The following is a 21,838-nucleotide window of genomic DNA, read 5'->3' on the forward strand; positions in this document are numbered from 1 at the left end:
CCTGATCGAGGCGCCTTTTTCATGGGGTGATGGAAAGCCGGTTTTGCTTAGAATTTATAGCCGATACCGACCATGTAGACCCATGGATCGACTTTCACGTCCACCTTGGTCTGGCCGACGCCCAGGGCGCTCGGCCCGTCGACGGTGGCCTTGGTGTCGATGTCCACGTACCAGACCGAGGCGTTGAGCAGCATGCGGTCAGTGAGCATGTAGTCGAAGCCCAGTTGACCGGCCAGGCCTACCGAGTTCTGCAGCTTCAGGTTGCTGAAGCCTTCATCCTTGCGCTTGCTGGTCAGGTCTTCACCGAAGAACATGGTGTAGTTGATGCCGACACCGGCGTAAGGCTGGAACTTCGAGGTGGCATCCAGTGGGTAGTACTGCAGCGACAGGGTCGGTGGCAGTTGCTTGATATCCCCCAGCTTGCCGTCCAGCGCCGGGCCGAGGCCCTTGACGGCGACTTCGTGGTGGAAAGGCGTTGCGGCCAGCAGTTCCAGGCCGATATGGTCGGTGAACATGTAGGCGAAGGCCAGGCCCAACTGGGTGTCGCTGTCCACCGTGGCCTTGGTGCCGGAGATTCGAGTGCCGTCGAGCTTCAGGTCGCCGCTGCTGTCGTTCGGTGCGACGGTGGCGGTACCGGCGCGGACGATGAAATCACCGGCCTGGTGGGCGTGGGCGAGGGGCGCGGCGAGTGCAAGCGCAACGAGAGAGGCGCTGAGCAGGGACTTGTGCATGGGGGGGCTCCAAAGGACGTTTTGAATTCACTGTGTCCAATGGTAATGAGCGCCCCGGGCCGGTCGTTGACTCAGCTCAATGAAAGGCCAATGGCGGGGGCGAGTCGGGAACTTTTGTGGGGGCCTGCCGGCCTCTTCGCGGGCAAGCCCTGCTCCTACAGTTTCATGTCGGTCACAAAACCTTGATCAGATCCTAATCCTGTAGGAGCAGGGCTTGCCCGCGAAGAGGTCCGACCAGGCACCGCTGGGCGACCAGCCTTACTCCGGTAATTCGTACACGTAGATCTTCTGCGCCTCCATGCTGTACCCCGCATCCGCCAGGTCGCTGGTGCTCTGCTTGACCTGCATGTCACCCTCGATCCAGTACGGCTGGTACAACTCGTCGACCTTGACCCCCAGCTCACTGGTCACATGCACGATCTGGTTTGACGGCGGCGGCGGTACATGGATGCAGGCGCCGAAGTACGGCACCAGCAGAAACTCCGTGGTCCGCCCTTCCTCGCTGACTTCCAACGGCACGATATACCCCGGCAGGCGCACATGCTGGCCGTCCAGCGCCTTGACCACCGGCGCATCGGGCAGCGACTGCTTGGCCGCCGGTGCCGCCTCGATGTTCATGCTGCCGATTTTCGACAGGTCATGCAGCGGCGTCATCTGCGGGATTTCCGGCGGCGCATCGGGCGGAATCATGTCCTGCCAGGCCAGTTCCTTGGGCTTGTCATCGGCCCACAACGGCGTGGCCGTCACCACGGACAGCGCCAGCAGCACAGCGGCCAGGACTTTATTCTTCATCGCAACACTCATAAACGGATGGACAGGCCATCGGCCAGGGATTGTCGATAGGCGCGCCACGCCGGCACGCTGCCCATCAACAGGGCGGCGACGAGGATACCGCCGAGCAGCGTCCATTCATATTCGCTTGGCCAGGACAGCGGCAGGTACAGCCCGTAATTCGACTGCACATATCCCTGGGCCAGGGCGATGCACAGGTACAACAGGCCGACCCCGGCCACCACCCCGGACAACGCCAGGGCAAAGGCTTCCAGTATCAGCAGACTGGCAATATGCCAAGGCCGCGCGCCCACCGAGCGCAGGATCGCCATCTCCCGGCGCCGCTCGTTGAGGCTGGTGAGGATCGCCGTGAGCATGCCGATCAACCCGGTCAGGACCACAAACAGTGACACCACGAACAACGCCTTTTCCGCCGTGCCCATCAGGCTCCACAGCTCCTGCAAGGCCACGCCCGGGAGGATCGCCAGCATCGGCTCGCCCCGGAATTCATTGATCTCCCGTTGCAGGGCGAAGGTCGAGACCTTGTTGTTGAGGCCGAGCATGAAGGCGGTGATGGCTTGCGGCGTCAGGTCCATATTGCGGGCTTGATCGGCACTGATGCGCCCGGCACCGTGGGCCGGTACACCATCGTGCCAGTCGATATGGATCGCCTCCATGCCGCCGAGGCTGATATGCAGCGTGCGGTCCACCGGCGTGCCGGTGCGCTTGAGGATGCCGACCACGGTGAAGGGCTTGTCGTCATGCTTGACCAGGCTGATGGCGGCTACGCCATGGGCCAGCACCAGTTTGTCGCCAAGCTTGTAGTGCAGGGCGTCGGCCACTTCGGCGCCGAGCACCACCTCGAACGGATCGGTGGCGAACGGGCGGCCTTCGGCCAGTTGCAGGTTCTGCTGGTGGCCGTACTGGTAATGCTCGAAATAGGCCTCGCTGGTGCCCAGTACGCGGTAGCCGCGGTGGGAGTCGCCGAGGGACATCGGGATCGCCCACTTCACTTTCGGGTTATTGGCGAAGTGCTCGAAGCTGTCCCAACGGATGTTGTTGGTGGCGTTGCCGATGCGAAACACCGAGTACAGCAGCAGGTTCACAGAGCCGGAGCGGGCGCCGACAATCAGGTCGGTGCCACTGATGGTGCTGGCGAAGCTGGCGCGGGCTTCGGTGCGCACGCGCTCCACGGCCAGCAGCAGGCAGACCGACAGGGCGATGGCGAAGGCCGTGAGCAGGGCGGTGAAGCGGCGGTTGGCCAGGCTGGCCAGGGCCAGACGAAACAGATACATCTCAGACCTCCGCGGGCGTGGCCGCGCGATTCAATTCGGACAGCGACAGGTGACGATCGAACAGCGGCGCCAGGCTCTGGTCATGGCTGACAAACAGCAGGCTGGAACCGGCTTCGCGGCATTCGGCGAACAGCAGTCGGATAAAGGCTTCGCGGGCATCGTAGTCCAGCGCTGAAGTCGGTTCGTCGGCGATCACCAGTTCGGGTTGGCCGATCAGCGCGCGGGCGGCGGCGACCCGTTGCTGCTGGCCGATGGACAGCGAGTCGGCGCGCCGTTCCAGCAGGGCCGGATCGCTCAGGCCGAGGTGAGCGAGCAGGGTCGCGGCGGCCTGGTCGGCACTGCCGTGGCGCTGGATTGCGCGGCTGGCGCGCAGTTTGGAAAAGTGGCAAGGCAGCTCGACGTTCTCGCGTACCGAGAGGAACGGCAACAGGTTGAACTGCTGGAAAATATAACCGGTGTGATCGACGCGAAAACGGTCGCGGGCACCGGCGCCCAGTTCGGTGAGTTCCTGGCCGAGCAGGCGGATGCTGCCGCGGCTGGGTTTCTGCACGCCGCCGAGCAGGCCGAGCAAGGTGGTCTTGCCGCTGCCGCTGGGGCCTTTGAGGAACAGCGTTTCGCCCGGTTCCAGGCGGAACGCCGGGATGTCCAGCAACTGCGGATGACCGGGCCAGTTGAAGCCCAGGTCGGACAGTTCGATAAGTGCTTGGGTCATAAAGGCCGATTCACAGGTGGTGTGCTCTTGTAGGAGCCGGCTTGCCGGCGATGCGGGCGGCGCAGTGCTTCATGCAGACCGCGTTATCGATCATCGCCGGCAAGCCGGATTCCACAAGGATTGAGGTCGATCAGAATTTCAGGGTGGCAGCCTCAGGCGTGACGTCAACCCCTTGTTGACCACTGCCGGAAATCAACTGCACCTGGATCTTGTGGGTAGCCGGGAACGTCTTGAACACCTGGCCCAGGTCCAGGGTCTTCAGCGCGGCCGGGGTGGTGCAGGTGAACTGGTAGTGGGCGTGGATCTCGCTGTGATCGTGATGATGCTCGGCCACGGCGGGTTGGGTGCCGGCGGCGGCCTCCGGAGCGTGATCGTCGTCATCATCGTCATCGGCCTCTTCAGGCGCCGGATCGCCGAACAGCGGGCTTTCCAGTTCCTGGTTGGCCACTACGCAACCGGCGCCTTTCGGCAGGTTGAACAGCTCCAGCGGCTTGTCCAGCAGCGCGCGTACGGCGGCGACCTTGGCCTTGTCGGCGTCGCTGGTGGCCGGGTGTTCGAAGCCCACCAGGTTCATCGCCGGGCTTTGCAGTTCGAGTTCCAGGGTCTGGCCGTCCAGCGCGGCGTTCAGCCGGCCAACGCCGTGCTCGTGGGCACCGAGGCTGCCATGTTCGTGGGCTTCATGGGCCTGGGCGGCAACCAGCGGGAGCAGGGCAAAAGGCAGGGCGAGCAGCAGGTGGCGCATGGCGTTTCTCCAGGAACGGCAACAAGGGTGTTTTGTTATGTGATCTTATAACAATTTATGGCTTGTTCGGCCACCGACTTGGCGTCTCGGGTGACGCGTGGGAGCATGGGCGCCTGCAATCGCGAGGTGAGCATCATGGTGCGAATTCGAGGCACCATTGGCCAATGGCCGGTGGATTTGACGGTAGAGCTGGATGAGAGCGACTGGGCGCGCTTGGGGGCGCAGTTGCAGGTGACGGTGCCGGCCGAGTCGGGCGCTACGGTAGCGGCAAGGCCGGTGAGCCAGGACGACGCGCTGTGGCAGACGGCCAGGGACCTGGTGCGCCAGGCCGGGCAGATCGACGGGCCGCAGTTGCTCGGGCAGTTGGAAGCGTTGGCGGGGAGCACGGCGGCGGCCAAGCGCCTGTTGGTGCGCTTGCGTCATTGCAGCGAGGTCAAGGTGCTGAGCGGAACGGATTCGCCGCTTTACAGCTGGATCGAGGCCTGAGGGCGGAACAGTCTTTGAGTGTGGGAGCGGAGCTTGCCCGCGAAGCTGTTGACGGCCTCAAGGGCCTCTTCACAGACAAAGCCAGCTCCCCACAAGGTCAGTACAACGCAGCAAACAGCCGGCGACGGTAGGTGGTCACCAGCGGATGGTCGTTGCCCAGCAGGTCGAACACCTGCAGCAAGGTCTTGTGTGGCAGGCCTTCGCTGTAACCGCGATTACGGGTAAACAGCTTGAGCAAACCCTCCAGTGCCGCTTCGTACTGCTGGCGCGACAGTTGTTGTACCGCCAACTGATAAGCCGCTTCGTCATCCTGTGGGTTTTGCGCCAGGCGCGCTTTCAAGTCAGCGACCTCCGGCAGGTCAGCCGCCTGACGCAAGAACGTCAACTGCGCCTTGGCCCCGGCCAGCGCGGCCTTGTGCTCGTCGCTCTTCACGGCGTCCAGCACTGCCTGGGCTTCACCCAACTCACCGCGCTCGGCCAGGCAACGGCCATAAAGGATCAGCGCCTTGGCGTTGCTGTTGTCTTCACCCAGCAGTTCCTTCAGCACAGCTTCGGCATCGCCGATCCGACCGTCGGCAAACAGTGCTTCGGCCTGTTCAAGAGGATCGGCCTCCGCCGGCGGTGGCATCTGCACATGGGGTTCAAGCAGTTTGCGCACCGCCGATTCCGGCTGGGCACCCGCGAAACCGTCAACCGGCTGGCCGTCCTTGAACAGCACCACGGTGGGCAGGCTGCGAATGCCGAAGCGGGCGACGATGTCCTGCTCGGCATCGCAATCAACCTTGGCCAGCAGCAGTTCGCCCTGATAGCTCTCGGCAATCTGTTGCAGCATCGGCATCAGGGCCTTGCAGGGGGCGCACCACTCGGCCCAGAAGTCCACCAGCACCGGCTTGTGGAACGAGTTCTCGATTACCGACTGGTCGAAGTCAGCGGTGGTGGCGTCGAAAATGTAGGGGGAGGGCTGAGTCATCGGAATCTCGGAAAACGGGGAATGGAGCCACTATAAAGCCTGGGCCCGATGGCCGGAAGCAGGCTGACGCTGAGCATGGTAAAGGCTGACATGGCGAAACTCTTCCGGCTCCGCCAGGTCCGGCAGGGTGAAGGCTTCGAGCATTTCCAGGCGGCGATACAGCGGATGACGGAAATCCCGTACCCGTGAATCGGCCACCAAGGCCTCCTGGCCGCGACTGAGAAACTGATCGAGCAATGGCAGGTTTTCCCGGTCATAGAGCACATCCGCCACCAGGATAAGGTCGAAGCGATCGCTCTCGGCAAAGAAGTCCTCGCTGTAGCTCAGCTCCACGCCGTTGAGCGTGGCATTCGCCCGGCAGGCCGCGAGGGCCAGCGGGTCGAGGTCGCAAGCCACCACTTCGATTGCCCCGGCCCGGGCTGCGGCAATTGCCGCCACGCCGGAGCCGGCGCCGAAATCCAGCACCCGCTTGCCCGCCACCCAGTGGGGGTTTTCAGCCAGGTAGCGGGCCATGGCCAGGCCGCTCGCCCAGCAGAAGCTCCAGTAGGGCGGCTCATGGAGGATTCGCCGGGTTTCCTCGGGGGTAAAGGCGCGATCCATGTTGTGCGCGTCGATCAGCCACAACTGCAATGCGGTCCCTGGCAACTCACAGGCCACCAATTGCGCATCGCCCAGCAACTCGCTCAAGGAGTGTTGCAGGCCTGGCGGTGCACTCATGGCGCGGTAAAAAATTGCAACTGGCCCAGGGCCTGGGTGGTCGGTTCGGTGATACTTCGCGATGGCAGATGCAGGATCAATTGCCCGGACAGGCTGGCCCGCCCGCGCAATTCCACGCGGCTGCCCACCGGGAACACTTCCGGGTTGAAGCGCAGGCGGAACGGCAGGATCTGGCCAGTGCCGTTGATCTTGCTGCTGGCCAGCAATTGCTGCGGACGACCGCGCTCGTCAATCACCAACAGCGCCAGTTCCACCTCCGCGCCCTTGGGCACGCCCTGCAAGGTGCCGCTCAATTCACGTTGAAAAGCGGGCAAGGGCCCGAGCTCTTCATAGGGACTGACCGGTTTGCTCGTCTGCTGTTGGGCCGGTGCCACCGGAGCAGGCTTGGGCGGCGGGCTGCCGCAAGCGGCCAGGAGGCCGGCGAGACTGAGCAAAACAAGCGGTCGTACTGACATGAACGGCTCCAACGCAAGACGAAATCCGGTGCATCTCTATGGATAAAAGGTAGTCGGGCGACTGTATACCGCAAACCCTATGGCTTGTCTTGCCACGGGGATGCGCTACCATGGCCCTCCCATTTTTTGTTGCCTGCCACCATGCACTGTCCCTTCTGCGGTGCCAACGACACCAAAGTCATCGACTCGCGTCTGGTCGCCGAGGGCGAGCAGGTGCGCCGCCGGCGCGAATGCCTGGCCTGCGGTGAACGTTTTACCACCTTCGAGACCGCCGAACTGGTCCTGCCACGCCTGATCAAACAGGACGGCAGCCGCCAACCCTTCGACGAAGAAAAACTCCGCGCGGGCATGCAGCGCGCGCTGGAAAAGCGCCCGGTCAGTGTCGAACGCCTGGAGGCCGCACTGGTGCACATCAAGCACAAGCTGCGGGCCACCGGCGAGCGCGAGGTCAAGTCGCTGGTCGTCGGTGAACTGGTGATGACCGAGTTGCAGAAACTCGATGAAGTCGCCTATATCCGTTTCGCTTCGGTCTATCGCCGCTTCCAGGACCTCAACGAGTTCCGCGAAGAGATCGACCGCCTTGCCCGCGAGCCCGCCAAAGAATGAGCCTTTCCACCGAGCAGGCCGTCCTCGACGCCCACTACATGGCCCGTGCCCTGGAGCTGGCCCGCAAGGGCCGCTACTCGACGCACCCGAACCCACGGGTCGGCTGTGTGATCGTGCAGGCGGGCGTGGTGGTCGGCGAAGGCTGGCACGTGCGTGCCGGCGAACCCCATGCCGAGGTGCATGCCTTGCGCGAGGCGGGCGAAAACGCTCGCGGGGCCACGGCCTACGTGACCCTGGAGCCGTGCAGCCACTTCGGCCGTACACCGCCGTGTGCCGATGCGCTGGTCAAGGCCGGCGTGGGGCGGGTGGTCGCGGCCATGCAGGACCCCAATCCGGAAGTTGCCGGTCGCGGCCTCAAGCGCCTGGCCGATGCCGGCATCGCCGTACACAGCGGTGTGCTGGAAGGTGAAGCGCGGGCGCTGAACCAGGGTTTTCTCAAGCGCATGGAACACGGCGTGCCGTTTGTGCGGGTCAAGTTGGCGATGAGCCTGGACGGTCGCACCGCCATGGCCAGCGGCGAAAGCCAGTGGATCACCGGCCCCGAGGCGCGTTCCGCCGTGCAGCGCCTGCGGGCCCAGGCCAGCGTGGTGCTGACCGGCGCCGACAGCGTGCTGGCGGACAATGCGCGGATGACCGTACGCCCCGCCGAGCTGGGCCTCGATCCCGAACTGACCGCCCTGGCCGAACGCCGTCCACCCCTGCGGGTGTTGATCGACGGTCGCCTGCGGGTGCCGCTGGATGCCCCGTTCTTCACGGCAGGTCCTGCCTTGGTGGTGACCTGCGTTCCGGGTGCCGCCGAACGCTATCAAGCCCTGGGCCATGAATTGCTGGAAGTGCCCGGCGCCGAAGGTCATGTCGACCTGCGCCGGTTGCTGACGGAACTGGCCGCCCGTGGCATCAACGAAGTGCTGGTGGAAGCCGGCCCACGTCTGGCGGGCGCCTTTGCCCGGCAAGGCCTGGTGGACGAATACCAATTGTTTGTCGCCGGTCGGTTTCTCGGCTCCACGGCGCGCCCATTGTTGGACTGGCCGTTGGAGCGGATGAACCAGGCGCCGCGGCTGAAAATCACCGAAATGCGCGCTGTCGGTAGTGACTGGCGAGTCACCGCAATACCTGATCCCGCACCCGGCGTATAATTTTTGGCTTGCGCCACGCGCGGGCCTGTTCTCGAGGAGGACTTCATGTTTACCGGCATTATCGAATCCATCGGCAGTATCCGTGCCCTGAACCCCAAGGGCGGCGACGTCCACGTCTACGTGGAAACCGGCAAGCTGGACCTGGCCGACGTCAAGCTCGGCGACAGCATCGCGGTCAACGGCGTCTGCCTGACCGCCGTCGAGCTGCCGGGCGACGGCTTCTGGGCCGACGTCAGCCGTGAAACCCTGGACTGCACCGCCTTCAACCAATTGAAGGCCGGCAGCCGGGTCAACCTGGAAAAAGCCCTGACCCCGACCACCCGCCTGGGTGGGCACCTGGTCAGCGGCCATGTCGACGGTGTCGGCGAAGTCGTCGCCCGTGAAGAAAACGCCCGGGCCATCCAGTTCCGTATCCGCGCGCCGAAAGACCTGGCCAAGTACATCGCCCACAAGGGCTCGATCACCGTCGACGGCACCAGCCTGACGGTCAACGCCGTGAACGGCGCCGAGTTCGAACTGACCATCGTCCCACACACACTGGCTGAAACCATCATGGCCGACTACCGTCCAGGCCGTGAGGTCAACCTCGAAGTCGACCTGCTGGCCCGTTACCTGGAGCGCCTGCTGCTGGGCGACAAGGCCGCGGAACCGTCGAGCGGCGGTATTACCGAAAGTTTCCTGGCCGCCAACGGCTACCTCAAATCCTGACACTCAAATTTTGAAAGAAGGAGGGTGCCGCGTGGCGCTCAACACGATTGAAGAACTGGTCGAAGACATTCGCCAGGGCAAGATGGTCATTCTCATGGATGACGAAGACCGCGAGAACGAAGGCGACCTGATCATGGCCGCCGAATGCTGCCAGGCCGAACACATCAACTTCATGGCCAAGCATGCCCGTGGCCTGATCTGCATGCCGATGAGCCGCGAGCGTTGCGAACTGCTCAAGCTGCCGCTGATGGCGCCGCGCAACGGTTCCGGTTTCGGCACCAAGTTCACCGTGTCGATCGAAGCCAGCGAAGGGGTGACCACCGGCATCTCCGCCGCCGACCGCGCCCGCACCGTGCAAGCGGCCGCGGCCAAGGACGCCAAGGCTGAAGACATCGTCAGCCCTGGTCATATCTTCCCGCTGATGGCCCAGCCCGGCGGCACCCTGGCCCGCGCCGGCCACACCGAAGCCGCCTGCGACCTGGCGCGCATGGCCGGTTTCGAGCCAAGCGGGGTGATCTGCGAGGTGATGAACGATGACGGCACCATGTCCCGTCGCGCCGAACTGGAAACCTTCGCCGCCGAACACAACATCAAGATCGGCACCATTGCCGACCTGATCCACTACCGGATGATTCACGAGCGTACCGTTCAGCGGATTGCCGAGCAGCCGCTGGACAGCGAACTGGGGCATTTCAACCTGGTGACCTATCGTGATTCGGTGGAAGGCGACGTGCACATGGCCCTGACCCTGGGCAGCTTCTGCGCCGAAGAGCCGACCCTGGTGCGGGTGCACAACATGGACCCGCTGCGTGACCTGCTGATGGTCAAGCAACCCGGGCGCTGGAGCCTGCGCGCGGCCATGGCCGCGGTGGCCGAGGCCGGCAGCGGTGTGGTGCTGTTGCTCGGTCATCCGCTGGATGGCGACGTCCTGCTGGCGCATATCCGTGAGACCGCCGAGCAGGTGCCGGCGAAAAAACCGACCACCTACAGCATCGTCGGTGCCGGTTCGCAGATCCTGCGGGACCTGGGCGTGCGGAAAATGCGCTTGATGAGTGCGCCGATGAAGTTTAATGCGATATCCGGTTTCGACCTGGAAGTAGTAGAATACGTGCCCTCCGAATAAAGACTGGCTGCTCGCGGCCCTTGATTCGCGGTTCAAATATCCCTGAGGGGCGCGTACTAGGCGCGCCCCGGCTCTTTAAGAGAATTGTCGAATGACCCTGAAGACCATCGAAGGTACCTTCATCGCCCCCAAAGGCCGTTACGCCCTGGTGGTCGGCCGCTTCAACAGCTTCGTTGTCGAAAGCCTGGTGAGCGGCGCCGTTGACGCCCTGGTTCGCCACGGTGTCAGCGAAAGCGACATCACTATCATCCGCGCACCGGGTGCCTTCGAAATCCCACTGGTGGCGCAGAAAGTCGCCCAGAAAGGCGACTTCTCGGCGATCATCGCCCTCGGCGCGGTCATTCGTGGCGGTACTCCGCACTTCGAATACGTGGCCGGCGAATGCACCAAGGGCCTGGCCCAGGTCTCCATGGAATTCGGCGTGCCAGTGGCCTTCGGCGTGCTGACCGTTGACTCCATCGAACAAGCCATCGAACGTTCCGGCACCAAAGCCGGCAACAAAGGCGCCGAAGCCGCCCTTTCCGCCCTGGAAATGGTCAGCTTGCTGGCGCAATTGGAGGCTGTGTGATTAGCGACGAAAGCGATCGTTTCAACCCGCGCGATCCGAAGCCTGAAGGCGCCGGCAAGCCTTCCAAAAGCGTCAAGCGTCGCGAAGCCCGTCAGCTCGCGACCCAGGCCCTGTACCAGTGGCACATGGCCAAGCAGTCGCTGAACGAGATCGAAGCGCAGTTCCGGGTCGACAACGATTTCAGTGACGTCGACGGCGCCTACTTCCGTGAAATCCTCCACGGCGTTCCGCAGTTCAAGAGCGAGATCGACACCGTTCTCAAGCCGTGCCTGGATATCGAGATCGAAGAACTGGATCCGGTTGAGCTGGCGGTATTGCGCCTGTCCACCTGGGAACTGCTCAAGCGCGTCGACGTGCCCTACCGCGTGGTGATCAACGAAGGGATCGAACTGGCCAAGGTCTACGGTTCCACCGACGGTCACAAGTTCGTCAACGGCGTGCTCGACAAACTGGCGCCGCGCCTGCGTGAAGCTGAAGTAAAGGCGTTCAAGCGCTGATCCGCGCTTGACCTGTGCATGGGCGAGTTCGAGCTGATCCGCAATTTCTTCGCCGCCGCGCCCTGTGCACAGGCCGGCGAGGGTGTTGCCCTGGGCATCGGCGACGACTGCGCCCTGCTGAGCGTCCCCGCCGGGGAGCAACTGGCGATTTCCACCGACACCCTGGTGGCCGGTGTGCATTTCGCCGATCCCTGCGACCCTTTCCTGCTCGGCCAGCGCGCGCTGGCTGTTGCCGCCAGTGACCTGGCCGCCATGGGCGCCACGCCCCTGGCCTTTACCCTTGCCCTGACCTTGCCGCACAACGATGCCGGTTGGTTGCAGGCTTTCGCCCGTGGCTTGAACCTGATGGCACAACACTGCGACTTGCGCCTGGTGGGCGGCGACACCACCCGTGGGCCGCTGTGCCTGACGCTGACGGTATTCGGCCGTGTGCCGACGGGCCAGGCGCTGACCCGCAGCGGCGCACAGGTCGGCGACCTGCTGTGTGTCGGCGGCGAGCTGGGCAATGCGGCGGGTGCCTTGCCGCTGGTGCTGGGGCAGTGTACGGCGGATTCGGCGATTGCCGGGCCGCTGCTGGACCACTACTGGTCGCCCAAGCCGCAACTGGTACTGGGTCAGTTCCTGCGCAACAAGGCGACCTCGGCACTGGATATCTCCGACGGGTTATTGGCCGATTGCGGACATATCGCGGCGGCATCCTCCGTCGGATTGCAGGTGGAGCGCGACGCGCTGCCCTTGTCTTCGGCGCTGCTGGCCTTTCTCGGCCAGGACGACGCCCGCGAGGCGGCCCTCAGCGGTGGCGATGACTACGTATTGGCCTTCACCCTGCCACCTGCCGAGTTGCCCGGGTTGCTGGCGGTGCACGGCTCGGTGCGGGTGATCGGACAGGTGGTGGCCGGGCAGGGCGTGGTCCTGCTGGACAGCGTCGGCCGCGATATCACGCCGGCACGCAGGGGCTACCAACATTTTCCGGAGACACCGTGACAGATTATCCCAAGCAGGTCCCGGCCGAGTTCGTGCCGCCCTCTGTGTGGCGCAATCCCTGGCATTTCCTGGCTTTCGGCTTCGGTTCCGGGACCTTGCCCAAGGCGCCGGGCACCTGGGGCTCGCTGGTTGCGCTACCCTTTATACCGTTATGGCAGATGTTGCCCGACTGGGGCTACTGGCTGATGCTTGGCGTCACCATGCTGTTCGGCTTCTGGCTGTGCGGGAAGGTCGCCAACGATCTGCGGGTACACGACCACGAAGGCATCGTCTGGGACGAGATGGTCGGGATGTGGATCACCCTCTGGCTGGCGCCGGACGGTTGGTACTGGTTGCTGGCGGGTTTTGCGCTGTTCCGCTTTTTCGACATCCTCAAGCCCTGGCCGATCCGCTGGATCGACCGGCATGTCCATGGCGGTGTCGGCATCATGCTCGACGACGTCCTGGCCGGGGTTTTTGCCTGGTTGGCCATGCAAGGGCTGGTGCACCTCTTTAGCTGAGGATTCAGGCATGTCTGGCTGTCGGTTGTGGGTCGTGCTGCTCTGTCTGTGGGCGGGTGGCGTTGTAGGCAATGTCGTTCAGGCCCGTGAGGAAACCTCTCTGCCCGGTGTGATCCACCTTGCCAGTGAGGAGTGGGTCGATTACACCGGCGCCGACGGACGTGGCATGGCCTGGGATATCATGCGCGAGATCTTCGAGCCCAAGGGCGTCAAGGTGCTGATCAGTACCGAGCCCTACGTTCGGGCCATCGGACTGGTGCAGCGGGGGGAGGCGGACGCCTGGGTCGCGGCTTATCGGCGCGAGGTGAAGGGCGCTCTTTATCCGCGCTGGCATTTCGACGTCGATCATCTCTATGCCCTGGGGCTGGCGAGCAACCCGCAGCCGAGCCTGGAAACCCTGGGTGTTTATCGTCTGGCCTGGATGCGCGGCTACAAATACCAGGATTACCTGCCCAACGTCCGCCATTACAACGAAATCGTGCGGCGTGACGGTGTCTTGTCGATGCTGGCCCACAGTCGTGCCGACTATTACATCGATGCGTTGTCCGAGGTGAACGAGGTACTGGGACATGCCGCGCACCCTGAAATGTTCCGGAGCAGCCATTTGCTCGACCTGCCGCTGTACCTGGGGTTTGCCGACAATGCGCGGGGGCGTGCACTGATGGCCCTGTATGATCAGCGTATGGAAGAACTGGTCAAAAGTGGCGAGTTACGGGCCATTTTCAAGCACTGGACGCAACCTTATCCGTTTGACACCCTGCCGGCGCCGGTGCCGACGAATCAAACTTATTGATAGTTATCATGGACAATTCAGCCTAAGCGTCTGTAGGAACCTACTGTTACAATGCGACCTCTGCGAATTTCCAGTCCTCATACTGATCAGGAGCACACGGTGCCCGTCGTTTTCGTCGCTGCTTCCAAACTGCCAACCCCCTTTGCGACCTTCACCATGAATGGCTTTCTCGAAGAAGCCACCGGTCGTGAACACGTCGTGCTGACCCTCGGGGATGTGGCGGATGGCGCACCGGTTCTTGGCCGTGTGCATTCCGAATGCCTGACCGGCGATGCCTTGTTCAGCCAGCGCTGCGATTGCGGATCCCAGCTGGAGGCGGCCCTGCGGGCCATTGCCCTCGAAGGTCGTGGCGTCTTGCTCTACCTGCGCCAGGAAGGACGCGGCATCGGCCTGATGAACAAGATCCGTGCCTATGAGTTGCAGGACGGTGGCGCCGACACGGTCGAGGCCAACGAGCGCCTGGGCTTTGCCGCCGACCAGCGTGACTATTCCATCTGCCGGCCGATGCTCGAACACCTGGGCATCAAGTCCTTGCGCCTGATGACCAACAATCCGCGCAAGGTCAAGGCCTTGACCGAGATGGGCATCACCGTGGCCGAGCGCGTGCCGCTGCAGACCGGACAGAACCCGCACAACAAACTCTACCTGGCGACCAAGGCCGGCAAGCTTGGCCATATGATGGGCAACGAGCACCAGAGCGAGGCCGACCCGGCGTGACCCGTGGTCAGGTGAAGCGTCGGCTGTCGGTGGGCTGGTGGAAACAGCTGGTGCTGAGTGTGTTGCCGCTGTTTGTCGCCAACTGGCTTTTTGGTCAGGCCGATCCCTTGCTGCCAGTGCTGGCGATGCCGTTTTTCATTGCCGGCGTGGCCTCGATGTTTGTCAGCTTGCGGTTTTTCGGGGCTTATAAGCGCTCGTTGATCGCGACGCAGGCGGCGCTGGATAGCCCGGAAGAGCCCGCGGCCTGGATCGAGCTGGCCAGCATGCGGCGCAAAGCCCTGGTGGTGGCCGCCTTGCCGACCTGGATCGGCACCCTGGCGGTGTTCGTCGGGCTGGAAGCAGTCCCATTGATGTTGCTGGTGTTATCCAGCGTGGTGCTGTTCTACCTCTATCGCATTCCGCGCCAACTCGGCTGATGCTTCGCTGGCGGGTGGCTGCTCTCGAGCCATTAGCAGGCACACATCAGCCGCTCTTCTGCCAATACTCCTACTCGATACTCAGAGGCGTCCGTCAATACGCTTTGAGAAGGTTTCCCTAAAATTCTTCTGCTCAAGCCTTGAGCTCTGTTTGCATGCAGACAGTCATTGAGTTTGATCAGGAGGGAAACCATGCGTCTGATATTGGCGGGAGTGGCTGCGATATTGACACTCAGTGGTTGTTTAGGCGGTATATCGACGTTGCTCGACTTCGGCGATCATCCGGTTACGAGCAAGGCAGCCCAAGGTAGTACCGTCAGCAAACAAGACATGCTGGCAATACAAAACCCCTCGCAGATCACGGCTATTCGGGGTGGAACCGCGCAATGCTTTGACTACGACCTGCAAAATGAAAGTGGCAAGCGCCAACCGCTCTATGTCGGCTTCACGTCAACGGGCTTCGTCAATGCCTATGGCTTTTCCACTTGCGGGGACGCCATTCGCGCGGGCTATCTCAACTCGGACGGCCCGATGAAGCGCAATAACTGACGTTGGTTTGAGACCTGTACCCAGCGAGGCAGGCTCTCGCTGGGTATGAGTCAAAGATTCAAAAGCTGCATGCGTTCGCTGACCGATGCTTCGATCCCGGCCACATCCAACCCGCACTCCGCCAGCATCTGCGCCGGCTTCGCATGCTCGACGTACGCATCCGGCAGACCCAGGTGCAGGATCGGCTTGAGCAGGTTGTCACGCGCCAGGAACTCGCTGACTGCCGCACCGGCACCGCCCATGATGGCGTTTTCCTCGATGGTCACCAGCAACTCATGGCTGCCGGCAATCTCGCGTACCAGGGCTTCATCCAGGGGTTTGACGAAGCGCATGTCGACCACGGTCGCGTCGAGCTTCTCGGCGACGATCAGCGCTTCGGTCAACTGCACGCCAAACACCAGCAAGGCCACTTTGCTGCCCCGACGGCGAACCACACCCTTGCCGATCTCGATCGGTTCCAGGTCTTTCTCGATGGTCGCGTTCGGTCCGGTGCCACGCGGGTAACGCACTGCCGCCGGACCGTTGTACAGGTGGCCGGTGGTCAGCATCTTGCGCAGTTCGTTCTCGTCACTCGGCGTCATCACCAGCATGCCGGGGATGCAGCGCAGGTACGACAGGTCGAAACTGCCGGCGTGGGTCGGGCCGTCTTCGCCCACCAACCCGGCGCGGTCGATGGCGAACAGCACGTCGAGGTTCTGCACCGCGACGTCATGCACCAACTGGTCGTAACCGCGTTGCAGGAAGGTGGAGTAGATCGCCACCACCGGCTTGGCGCCTTCGCAGGCCATGCCGGCGGCGAAAGTTACCGCATGCTGCTCGGCAATCGCCACGTCGAAGTAGCGCAGCGGGAAACGCTCGCTGAAGGCCACGAGGTCCGAGCCTTCCTTCATTGCCGGGGTAATGCCCACCAGGCGCGGGTCGGCGGCGGCCATGTCGCACAGCCATTCGCCGAACACGCCGGAGTATTTCGGTCCGCTGGCCTTCTTCGGCGCGGCGGCCGGGGCGTCCAGGGGTTCGAGCTTGGTGATCGCGTGGTAACCGATCGGGTCGACTTCCGCCGGGGCGAAACCCTTGCCCTTCTTGGTCACCACATGCAGGAACTGCGGGCCCTTGAGGTCACGCATATTGCGCAGGGTGGCGATCAGGGTCGGCAGGTCATGGCCGTCGATCGGGCCGATATAGTTCCAGCCCAGCTCTTCGAACAGGGTGCCGGGGACCAGCATGCCCTTGGCGTATTCTTCGGTACGACGGGCGATTTCCCAGGCACCGGGCAGGCGCGACAGCACTTTCTTGCTGCCTTCGCGCATGCTCGCGTAGGTGCGGCTGGAGAGAATCTTCGCCAGGTAGTTCGACAGACCACCGACATTGCGCGAAATCGACATGTCGTTGTCGTTGAGGATCACCAGCATGTTGGCGTCGACTTCCGGCGCGTGGTTCAGCGCCTCGAAGGCCATGCCGGCGGTCAGCGCGCCATCACCGATCACGGCGATGGCCTTGCGATCACTGTTCTGCAGGCGAGCGGCGATGGCCATGCCCAGGGCGGCGCTGATGGAGGTGCTGGAGTGACCGACGCCAAAGGTGTCGTACTCGCTCTCCGAGCGGCGCGGAAAGGCGGCCAGGCCACCTTTCTGACGCAGGGTGTGCATGCGCTCGCGCCGACCGGTGAGGATCTTGTGCGGATACGCCTGATGACCCACGTCCCACACCAGCCGGTCGTCCGGGGTGTCGAAGACATAGTGCAACGCGATGGTCAGTTCGATCACGCCGAGGCCGGCACCGAAGTGCCCGCCGGTCTGGCCGACCGAATAGAGCAATTCCAGGCGCAGTTCATCGGCCAGGGTTTCCAGCTCGGCTTCACCTAACCGGCGCAGGCCGGCCGGCGTGTCGGCACGGTCCAGCAGGGGCGTGGTCGGGCGCTTGCGGGGAATCTCATGGAACGTCGTGGGCATCAGGCGAATCGTTATAGGTATAGAAGAGGCGGCAGTTTACCTGATGCATCGCACGCTGCCCACGCGGAGCGTCGAAGTTGGCCGATATGCGGCCTTGGGCGCGGCGTTTGGCTCAGCTGCGACGTTCGACGATATAACGGGCCAGCTCTCTCAACGGCTCGGCGCACGCGTCAAACGGTCGCAGGGCGTGCAGCGCCTGGTCGCGCAGTTCCAGGGCGTAGGCCTTGGCCGCGTCCAGTCCGAGCAGGGCCGGGTAGGTCGGTTTGTCGCGGGCGATATCGGCGCCCTGGCGTTTGCCGAGGGTGGCGGTGTCGCTTTCCACGTCGAGAATATCGTCCTGCACCTGGAAAGCCAGGCCGATGGCCTGGGCGTAGGTCTGCAGCGAGCGCAATTCGTCTTTTTGCGCCAGGCCGCTGGCCAGGGCGCCGAGCTTGACGCTGGCTTCGATCAGCGCGCCGGTCTTGTGCCGGTGCATGGTTTCCAGGGCTTTCTGGTCGAGCTTGAGACCCACCGCACCGAGGTCGATGGCCTGGCCTCCGACCATGCCGGCCGGGCCGGCGGCCTGGGCCAGGGCGGTGACCATGCTCAGGCGGATCTCGCTGCTCAGGTCGCTCAGGCCCGGGTCGAGCAGGGCGCTGAAGGCCAGGCTTTGCAGGCCGTCGCCGGCGAGGATTGCGCAGGCTTCGTCGAAGGCCTTGTGGGTAGTCGGCTGGCCGCGACGCAGGTCGTCGTCGTCCATGGCCGGCAAATCGTCGTGGACCAGCGAGTAGGCGTGGATCAGCTCCACCGCGCAGGCCGCGCCGTTGGCCTGTTCCGGCTTGCCACCGAGGGCTTCGCAGGCGGCGTAGGCCAGTAGCGGGCGGACGCGTTTGCCGCCATTCATCACGCTGTAGCGCATGGCTTCATAGAGACGGGCGAGTTCGGGACTGGGGGCGCTGAACAGGGTATCGAGTGCGGCGTTGACCCGGGCCTGGCTGCTGGCCTGATAAGCTTTGATCATTCTGCTTGTTCCGCGTCGAAGGGCTCTTCGGCCAGCTCGCCGTCGCGCTCGAGGAGGATCTGCACCTTCTGCTCGGCCTGGGCCAGGGCGCCCTGGCAGTCACGGGTCAGGCGGATGCCTTGTTCGAAGGCGGTCAGCGAGTCTTCCAACGACAATTCGCCGTTCTCCAGGCGTTCGACCAGGGTTTGCAGGTCGGCAAGGGATTGCTCGAAGTCCAGGGAAGCTTTTTTGCGGGCCATGGCGGCGATCTCGGTAGGCGTTGAACGGGCGCGACACTAGCAGACGGCGGGTTTAGGGGCAAATGCGAGGGTTTGGCAATCATGGGTCAAGTGTTGGCCCGTGCTGGATGATTATCCTGATTTTCGATGAGGGGTATCCCGGTTTGTCCTGCTAGTCGGCACAAAGTTGTCTCTTTTATAGTAGTTCATCGATCAAGGATGAATGATCGATACGGACCTCCCTCTCGTCGCCTCCGATGTTCTCCTGCGCTTCTACCCATAAGGCTGTGATCCATGGCGTCTTCTTCCGCTCGTATTCCCGGTTCCGGCGTACTGCTGCTGATCATCCTGGCCTGCCAGTTGATGATCGTGCTCGACGTTACTGTGCTCTATACCGCTTTGCCGCATATTCAGAAGGCCCTGGACCTGTCGCTTCCCGACCTGACCTGGGTGCAGAACGCCTACACCCTGGCTTTTGGCGGCATGATGCTGCTCGGCGCCCGGGCCGGCGATCTGTTGGGCCGGCGCCGGGTGTTCCTGGTGGCGGTGACGGTGTTCACCCTGGCCTCGTTGCTGGGCGGCCTGGCCCAGTCGGCCCATGAACTGTTGATCGCCCGGGGCGTGCAGGGGATTGCCGCGGCATTTCTCGCGCCCTCGACCCTGGCGCTGATGATGACCTACTTCCCGCCGGGGCCTCAGCGACTGCGGGTCATCAGCTTCTACACCGCCGTGTCCGGTGGTGGTGGCGCGCTGGGGCTGGTGCTTGGCGGGGTGCTGACTGACCTGCTGTCCTGGCGTTGGGTGATGTTTATCAACCTGCCGGTGGGCATTGCGCTGCTGGCCCTGGCTTGGCGCTATCTGAAGGAAACCGAACGGCATACCGGTCACTTCGATCTGGCGGGGGCGTTGACCGTTACCTTTGGCATGAGCGCGCTGGTCTACTGTTTCGTCCGGGCCGGTGCCCAGGGTTGGGATGACGCCCTGACCCTCGGCGCGCTGGCCTGCGCCCTGGTGTTGCTGAGCCTGTTTGTCTGGATTGAACGGCGCGCCGAACAACCGATCATGCCGCTGCACCTGTTTGCCAGTGCCGAGCGCTCGGGTGCCTATGTCAGCCGTATGCTGTTGGTGGGCGGGATGGTCGGCACCTACTTCTTCCTGATCCAGTATGTGCAGGAAGTGCTGGGCTACACCGCGCTCAAGGCCGGTGAGGCGTTTCTGGCGCTGACCCTGACCCAGTTCGCCATGTCGGTGTATGGCGTGAAATGGCTGGCGCGGTACATGAGTTCGGCGGTGATGCTGTTCTGCGGGCTGGCGACGGCGCTGGTGGGGATGGCATTGCTGACCGGGCTGGGCTCGGACGTGGCCTATTTTCCACATTTGATGCTGCCGTTGATCATCCTCGGGATCGGTTGCGGCGCGGCGTTCGTGCCGCTGACCAGCGCCGGGATCGCCGGGGTGGAACCACAGAATGCCGGGGCCGCGTCGGGCTTGGTTAATGTCGCGCATCAGGTCGGTGGTTCGCTGGGGACGGCGGTGATCGTGGCGATTGTCGGCATGGCGGCGCGCTTGTCGCCTGCTCCGGCGGGGCTGGATGCTGACGCCCAGGCGCGGTTTGCCTTGAGCCATGCGCTGTCCGTGGGCGCCACCAGTTCGGCGACGTTTTTCGGGCTGGCGCTGCTGGTGGTGCTCTTCACCTCGCGCCATGCCCGTCGGCGGGAGCGCCTTCAGGCGGCTGACGCGGCATCCTGAAGTCGTTCGGCGCCCGCGTCCAATTTGAGTGCCGATAAGGGCTGATGCTGTCGCGATTGTAATAATGCGATACAGGCACAGGTTTGTCCTGAGGTACGGCAATGTCGTATTTTTTATTCATGCACGCCATTACAAATGGCTTAATCCAACAACTTGCCTTCCGCGGTTTTGAAGCCATGGAAAGAGGAACTCAGTGATGAGTGATGAGCGGGAGCAGTTCCAGAAGGATCTGCTGGCCTCAGTCCGGCAGATGAAAGCGGGTAAAGAAGCGCGCGTCACCGGGGTGACATTGACTGCAGCTACCAATGTCGAACGGCCGCTCCGGCAGGTTGATTGGGTGGCATCGTCTACCTGTTTCCTATTGATGCAAGTGCGACGGGGCGATCAGGAAATCCTGCCAGAATAATGGCCTTTTGCCTTGTTTTTCGGCGATTTTTGGTTCAAAAACGACGATCCAGGTTCATTTGATGAGCCACCTCACAAATACCGCTTTGTCTCCATTGTCTAACAACCTTCGAATCGCTAACCTCTGCGGCTTCCCCTACCTGTCATCGACAGGTCTTCTCTGACCGATACCGTGTCGGGAGTGCGCTGTGGATCTTGCGCAGGGTTTTATAAAGCATGGCAAGGAGGCTGTTGATGCGCCGGTTTTTTCCCATCCTGATCGCCCTCTGGGCCACGACCGCCTGGGCCGAGCCCTCGGCCGAGCTTCAGGAGCCGACCGGCGGCTGGCGTTACGCAGGTCTCCTCGACCGCAAAGATGCGCCGCAGGTGGCCTACCCCACGCCGCCCATCGACCGTGGCATCCAGCGCAGCCGCACACCCATCGAAGGCCGGATCAATCCGCCCTCCGGCCCGCGTGAGCCCCATATCCTGTCGGTCAACGGCAACCCCCTGAATCTCTACACCGACGACGCCGGCCGCTTCGTCCGGCCCTATGCCTTCGGTGCCGGCTCAAACAGCGTCGAAGTCCGCAGCTCCACGGGCAAATCCCTCAAGCGCGTGCAGTTCTACGAAGCCAACAAGCAGATCACCCCGGCGCGTATCCGCGTGGTCCTTGGCTGGGACGACCCCAAGGCCGAACTCGACCTCCATATCATCACCCCCGACGGCCAGCACGCCTTCTACGCGCATCCCGCGTTGACCAATGGCGGCGGCCTCGACCCGGACGGCGTCGACGGCCCGGGCCCGGAAATGTTCACCATGACCGCACCGCTGCACGGCACCTACCTGATTTATGTGAACTACTGGGGCAACTACAGCGCCAGCGACGGCTATAACTTTACCGAGCGCGCCAATCAGAACGAGGTCATCACCTCGCAGATCAACCTGGTGCTCAACGAAAACACCGTCGATGAAAAGCGCGAGAGCTTCACCGTGCCCCTGCGAGCCATCGGCGACCTGCTGCTGGTCAAGACCTTCAACTATTGAACATCCCGCTCCACG

26 protein-coding genes and 1 pseudogene are annotated in these 21,838 nt (G+C 63.2%); 16 read left to right on the forward strand and 11 right to left on the reverse strand.

All coding sequences use genetic code 11. From position 1 onward, the window contains the following. Positions 1-47: 47 nt before the first annotated feature. The 5 genes from M5C56_RS29810 to M5C56_RS29830 all read right to left on the reverse strand — a co-directional run bounded on the left by M5C56_RS29810 (position 48) and on the right by M5C56_RS29830 (position 4,251). Positions 48-731 carry an OmpW family outer membrane protein gene (locus M5C56_RS29810; protein ID WP_103495548.1) on the reverse strand — a complete coding sequence of 228 codons (684 nt, stop codon included), beginning with the start codon at positions 729-731 and terminating at the stop codon, positions 48-50. Positions 732-989: 258 nt separating this feature from the next. Beyond that, a complete protein-coding gene (locus M5C56_RS29815; protein ID WP_103495549.1) occupies positions 990-1,523 on the reverse strand; it encodes a DUF3299 domain-containing protein in 534 nt (177 codons plus the stop codon). An 8-nt stretch (positions 1,524-1,531) separates the two neighbouring features. Continuing rightward, positions 1,532-2,797 carry an ABC transporter permease gene (locus M5C56_RS29820; protein WP_100944381.1) on the reverse strand — a complete coding sequence of 422 codons (1,266 nt, stop codon included), beginning with the start codon at positions 2,795-2,797 and terminating at the stop codon, positions 1,532-1,534. A gap of 1 nt (position 2,798) precedes the next feature. Further along, on the reverse strand, positions 2,799-3,509 hold the full coding sequence (locus M5C56_RS29825) for an ABC transporter ATP-binding protein (protein WP_100944382.1): 711 nt from the start codon (positions 3,507-3,509) through the stop codon (positions 2,799-2,801). Positions 3,510-3,639: 130 nt separating this feature from the next. Next, positions 3,640-4,251: a DUF2796 domain-containing protein gene (locus M5C56_RS29830; protein WP_103495550.1), complete on the reverse strand. Its 612-nt coding sequence runs from the start codon at positions 4,249-4,251 to the stop codon at positions 3,640-3,642. A gap of 135 nt (positions 4,252-4,386) precedes the next feature. On the opposite strand from M5C56_RS29830, the gene M5C56_RS29835 reads away from it, so the two are divergent. After that, on the forward strand, positions 4,387-4,737 hold the full coding sequence (locus M5C56_RS29835; protein WP_103495560.1) for a hypothetical protein: 351 nt from the start codon (positions 4,387-4,389) through the stop codon (positions 4,735-4,737). Between the two features lie 97 nt (positions 4,738-4,834). Here M5C56_RS29835 and trxA read toward each other — a convergent pair whose 3' ends face one another. From trxA to M5C56_RS29850, 3 genes are read right to left on the reverse strand one after another with little or no spacing between them, the layout of a single operon-like run. Then, on the reverse strand, positions 4,835-5,707 hold the full coding sequence (gene trxA, locus M5C56_RS29840) for a thioredoxin (protein ID WP_103495551.1): 873 nt from the start codon (positions 5,705-5,707) through the stop codon (positions 4,835-4,837). A gap of 30 nt (positions 5,708-5,737) precedes the next feature. Then, on the reverse strand, positions 5,738-6,424 hold the full coding sequence (locus tag M5C56_RS29845; protein ID WP_103495552.1) for a 50S ribosomal protein L11 methyltransferase: 687 nt from the start codon (positions 6,422-6,424) through the stop codon (positions 5,738-5,740). Then, positions 6,421-6,879: a hypothetical protein gene (locus M5C56_RS29850; protein ID WP_103495553.1), complete on the reverse strand. Its 459-nt coding sequence runs from the start codon at positions 6,877-6,879 to the stop codon at positions 6,421-6,423. The genes M5C56_RS29845 and M5C56_RS29850 overlap by 4 nt, the downstream gene beginning before the upstream one ends. Before the next feature lie 141 nt (positions 6,880-7,020). Here M5C56_RS29850 and nrdR point away from each other — a divergent pair, with 141 nt between their 5' ends. From nrdR to M5C56_RS29910, 12 genes are all read left to right on the forward strand, one after another. Next, positions 7,021-7,485, forward strand: a complete 465-nt coding sequence (gene nrdR / locus M5C56_RS29855; protein ID WP_177101692.1) for a transcriptional regulator NrdR — start codon at positions 7,021-7,023, stop codon at positions 7,483-7,485. Beyond that, a complete protein-coding gene (gene ribD / locus M5C56_RS29860) occupies positions 7,482-8,621 on the forward strand; it encodes a bifunctional diaminohydroxyphosphoribosylaminopyrimidine deaminase/5-amino-6-(5-phosphoribosylamino)uracil reductase RibD (RefSeq protein WP_103495555.1) in 1,140 nt (379 codons plus the stop codon). Before nrdR ends, ribD begins: the two co-directional genes overlap by 4 nt. 45 nt (positions 8,622-8,666) lie before the next feature. After that, a complete protein-coding gene (locus M5C56_RS29865) occupies positions 8,667-9,329 on the forward strand; it encodes a riboflavin synthase (RefSeq protein ID WP_103495556.1) in 663 nt (220 codons plus the stop codon). A 31-nt stretch (positions 9,330-9,360) separates the two neighbouring features. Beyond that, positions 9,361-10,452, forward strand: a complete 1,092-nt coding sequence (gene ribBA, locus M5C56_RS29870; protein ID WP_103495557.1) for a bifunctional 3,4-dihydroxy-2-butanone-4-phosphate synthase/GTP cyclohydrolase II — start codon at positions 9,361-9,363, stop codon at positions 10,450-10,452. A 91-nt stretch (positions 10,453-10,543) separates the two neighbouring features. Continuing rightward, entirely contained in the window at positions 10,544-11,020 is a 477-nt protein-coding gene (ribE, locus tag M5C56_RS29875) for a 6,7-dimethyl-8-ribityllumazine synthase (protein ID WP_040071241.1), read from the forward strand. Next, positions 11,017-11,517 carry a transcription antitermination factor NusB gene (nusB, locus tag M5C56_RS29880; RefSeq protein WP_177101688.1) on the forward strand — a complete coding sequence of 167 codons (501 nt, stop codon included), beginning with the start codon at positions 11,017-11,019 and terminating at the stop codon, positions 11,515-11,517. The genes ribE and nusB overlap by 4 nt, the downstream gene beginning before the upstream one ends. A gap of 18 nt (positions 11,518-11,535) precedes the next feature. Beyond that, on the forward strand, positions 11,536-12,501 hold the full coding sequence (gene thiL, locus M5C56_RS29885) for a thiamine-phosphate kinase (RefSeq protein ID WP_103497106.1): 966 nt from the start codon (positions 11,536-11,538) through the stop codon (positions 12,499-12,501). Next, positions 12,498-13,001, forward strand: coding sequence for a phosphatidylglycerophosphatase A (locus tag M5C56_RS29890; RefSeq protein WP_103497107.1), 504 nt, complete (start codon positions 12,498-12,500; stop codon positions 12,999-13,001). Before thiL ends, M5C56_RS29890 begins: the two co-directional genes overlap by 4 nt. 10 nt (positions 13,002-13,011) lie before the next feature. Continuing rightward, entirely contained in the window at positions 13,012-13,794 is a 783-nt protein-coding gene (locus M5C56_RS29895; RefSeq protein WP_103497108.1) for a transporter substrate-binding domain-containing protein, read from the forward strand. A 99-nt stretch (positions 13,795-13,893) separates the two neighbouring features. Then, positions 13,894-14,511: a GTP cyclohydrolase II gene (gene ribA / locus M5C56_RS29900; RefSeq protein ID WP_177101683.1), complete on the forward strand. Its 618-nt coding sequence runs from the start codon at positions 13,894-13,896 to the stop codon at positions 14,509-14,511. Further along, positions 14,508-14,927, forward strand: a complete 420-nt coding sequence (locus tag M5C56_RS29905; RefSeq protein WP_103497110.1) for an MFS transporter — start codon at positions 14,508-14,510, stop codon at positions 14,925-14,927. Before ribA ends, M5C56_RS29905 begins: the two co-directional genes overlap by 4 nt. A gap of 192 nt (positions 14,928-15,119) precedes the next feature. Continuing rightward, positions 15,120-15,476 (forward strand): transcriptional regulator, encoded by a 357-nt coding sequence (locus tag M5C56_RS29910; protein ID WP_103497111.1) that lies wholly within the window; start codon positions 15,120-15,122, stop codon positions 15,474-15,476. Between the two features lie 50 nt (positions 15,477-15,526). Here the strand turns inward: M5C56_RS29910 and dxs are convergent, their stop codons facing one another. The 3 genes from dxs to M5C56_RS29925 all read right to left on the reverse strand — a co-directional run bounded on the left by dxs (position 15,527) and on the right by M5C56_RS29925 (position 18,664). Next, positions 15,527-17,425, reverse strand: a complete 1,899-nt coding sequence (gene dxs / locus M5C56_RS29915) for a 1-deoxy-D-xylulose-5-phosphate synthase (protein WP_103497112.1) — start codon at positions 17,423-17,425, stop codon at positions 15,527-15,529. A gap of 112 nt (positions 17,426-17,537) precedes the next feature. Next, entirely contained in the window at positions 17,538-18,425 is an 888-nt protein-coding gene (gene ispA, locus M5C56_RS29920) for a (2E,6E)-farnesyl diphosphate synthase (RefSeq protein ID WP_103497113.1), read from the reverse strand. Further along, complete coding sequence (locus M5C56_RS29925) at positions 18,422-18,664, reverse strand: exodeoxyribonuclease VII small subunit (protein ID WP_100944400.1); 243 nt, start codon at positions 18,662-18,664, stop codon at positions 18,422-18,424. Before M5C56_RS29925 ends, ispA begins: the two co-directional genes overlap by 4 nt. Before the next feature lie 273 nt (positions 18,665-18,937). Here M5C56_RS29925 and M5C56_RS29930 point away from each other — a divergent pair, with 273 nt between their 5' ends. The 3 genes and pseudogenes from M5C56_RS29930 to M5C56_RS29940 all read left to right on the forward strand — a co-directional run bounded on the left by M5C56_RS29930 (position 18,938) and on the right by M5C56_RS29940 (position 21,823). Then, positions 18,938-20,392 (forward strand): MFS transporter, encoded by a 1,455-nt coding sequence (locus tag M5C56_RS29930; protein ID WP_103497114.1) that lies wholly within the window; start codon positions 18,938-18,940, stop codon positions 20,390-20,392. A gap of 196 nt (positions 20,393-20,588) precedes the next feature. Beyond that, positions 20,589-20,693, forward strand: a pseudogene (locus tag M5C56_RS29935) (transcriptional regulator); the annotation flags it as partial. A gap of 338 nt (positions 20,694-21,031) precedes the next feature. Then, positions 21,032-21,823 (forward strand): DUF2135 domain-containing protein, encoded by a 792-nt coding sequence (locus tag M5C56_RS29940; protein WP_100944404.1) that lies wholly within the window; start codon positions 21,032-21,034, stop codon positions 21,821-21,823. The last annotated feature ends 15 nt before the right edge of the window (positions 21,824-21,838 follow it).

It is taken from the genome of Pseudomonas sp. MWU13-2862, assembly GCF_023242495.1.
GTDB classification, from domain to species: domain Bacteria; phylum Pseudomonadota; class Gammaproteobacteria; order Pseudomonadales; family Pseudomonadaceae; genus Aquipseudomonas; species Aquipseudomonas gingeri_D.

Coding starts and splice junctions, on each gene's coding strand:
- M5C56_RS29810 (WP_103495548.1), bottom strand. CDS start 731: ATGCACAAGTCCCTGCTCAGCGCCTCTCTCGTTGCGCTTGCACTCGCC.
- M5C56_RS29815 (WP_103495549.1), bottom strand. CDS start 1,523: ATGAAGAATAAAGTCCTGGCCGCTGTGCTGCTGGCGCTGTCCGTGGTG.
- M5C56_RS29820 (WP_100944381.1), bottom strand. CDS start 2,797: ATGTATCTGTTTCGTCTGGCCCTGGCCAGCCTGGCCAACCGCCGCTTC.
- M5C56_RS29825 (WP_100944382.1), bottom strand. CDS start 3,509: ATGACCCAAGCACTTATCGAACTGTCCGACCTGGGCTTCAACTGGCCC.
- M5C56_RS29830 (WP_103495550.1), bottom strand. CDS start 4,251: ATGCGCCACCTGCTGCTCGCCCTGCCTTTTGCCCTGCTCCCGCTGGTT.
- M5C56_RS29835 (WP_103495560.1), top strand. CDS start 4,387: ATGGTGCGAATTCGAGGCACCATTGGCCAATGGCCGGTGGATTTGACG.
- trxA (WP_103495551.1), bottom strand. CDS start 5,707: ATGACTCAGCCCTCCCCCTACATTTTCGACGCCACCACCGCTGACTTC.
- M5C56_RS29845 (WP_103495552.1), bottom strand. CDS start 6,424: ATGAGTGCACCGCCAGGCCTGCAACACTCCTTGAGCGAGTTGCTGGGC.
- M5C56_RS29850 (WP_103495553.1), bottom strand. CDS start 6,879: ATGTCAGTACGACCGCTTGTTTTGCTCAGTCTCGCCGGCCTCCTGGCC.
- nrdR (WP_177101692.1), top strand. CDS start 7,021: ATGCACTGTCCCTTCTGCGGTGCCAACGACACCAAAGTCATCGACTCG.
- ribD (WP_103495555.1), top strand. CDS start 7,482: ATGAGCCTTTCCACCGAGCAGGCCGTCCTCGACGCCCACTACATGGCC.
- M5C56_RS29865 (WP_103495556.1), top strand. CDS start 8,667: ATGTTTACCGGCATTATCGAATCCATCGGCAGTATCCGTGCCCTGAAC.
- ribE (WP_040071241.1), top strand. CDS start 10,544: ATGACCCTGAAGACCATCGAAGGTACCTTCATCGCCCCCAAAGGCCGT.
- thiL (WP_103497106.1), top strand. CDS start 11,536: ATGGGCGAGTTCGAGCTGATCCGCAATTTCTTCGCCGCCGCGCCCTGT.
- M5C56_RS29895 (WP_103497108.1), top strand. CDS start 13,012: ATGTCTGGCTGTCGGTTGTGGGTCGTGCTGCTCTGTCTGTGGGCGGGT.
- M5C56_RS29910 (WP_103497111.1), top strand. CDS start 15,120: ATGCGTCTGATATTGGCGGGAGTGGCTGCGATATTGACACTCAGTGGT.
- dxs (WP_103497112.1), bottom strand. CDS start 17,425: ATGCCCACGACGTTCCATGAGATTCCCCGCAAGCGCCCGACCACGCCC.
- ispA (WP_103497113.1), bottom strand. CDS start 18,425: ATGATCAAAGCTTATCAGGCCAGCAGCCAGGCCCGGGTCAACGCCGCA.
- M5C56_RS29925 (WP_100944400.1), bottom strand. CDS start 18,664: ATGGCCCGCAAAAAAGCTTCCCTGGACTTCGAGCAATCCCTTGCCGAC.
- M5C56_RS29930 (WP_103497114.1), top strand. CDS start 18,938: ATGGCGTCTTCTTCCGCTCGTATTCCCGGTTCCGGCGTACTGCTGCTG.
- M5C56_RS29940 (WP_100944404.1), top strand. CDS start 21,032: ATGCGCCGGTTTTTTCCCATCCTGATCGCCCTCTGGGCCACGACCGCC.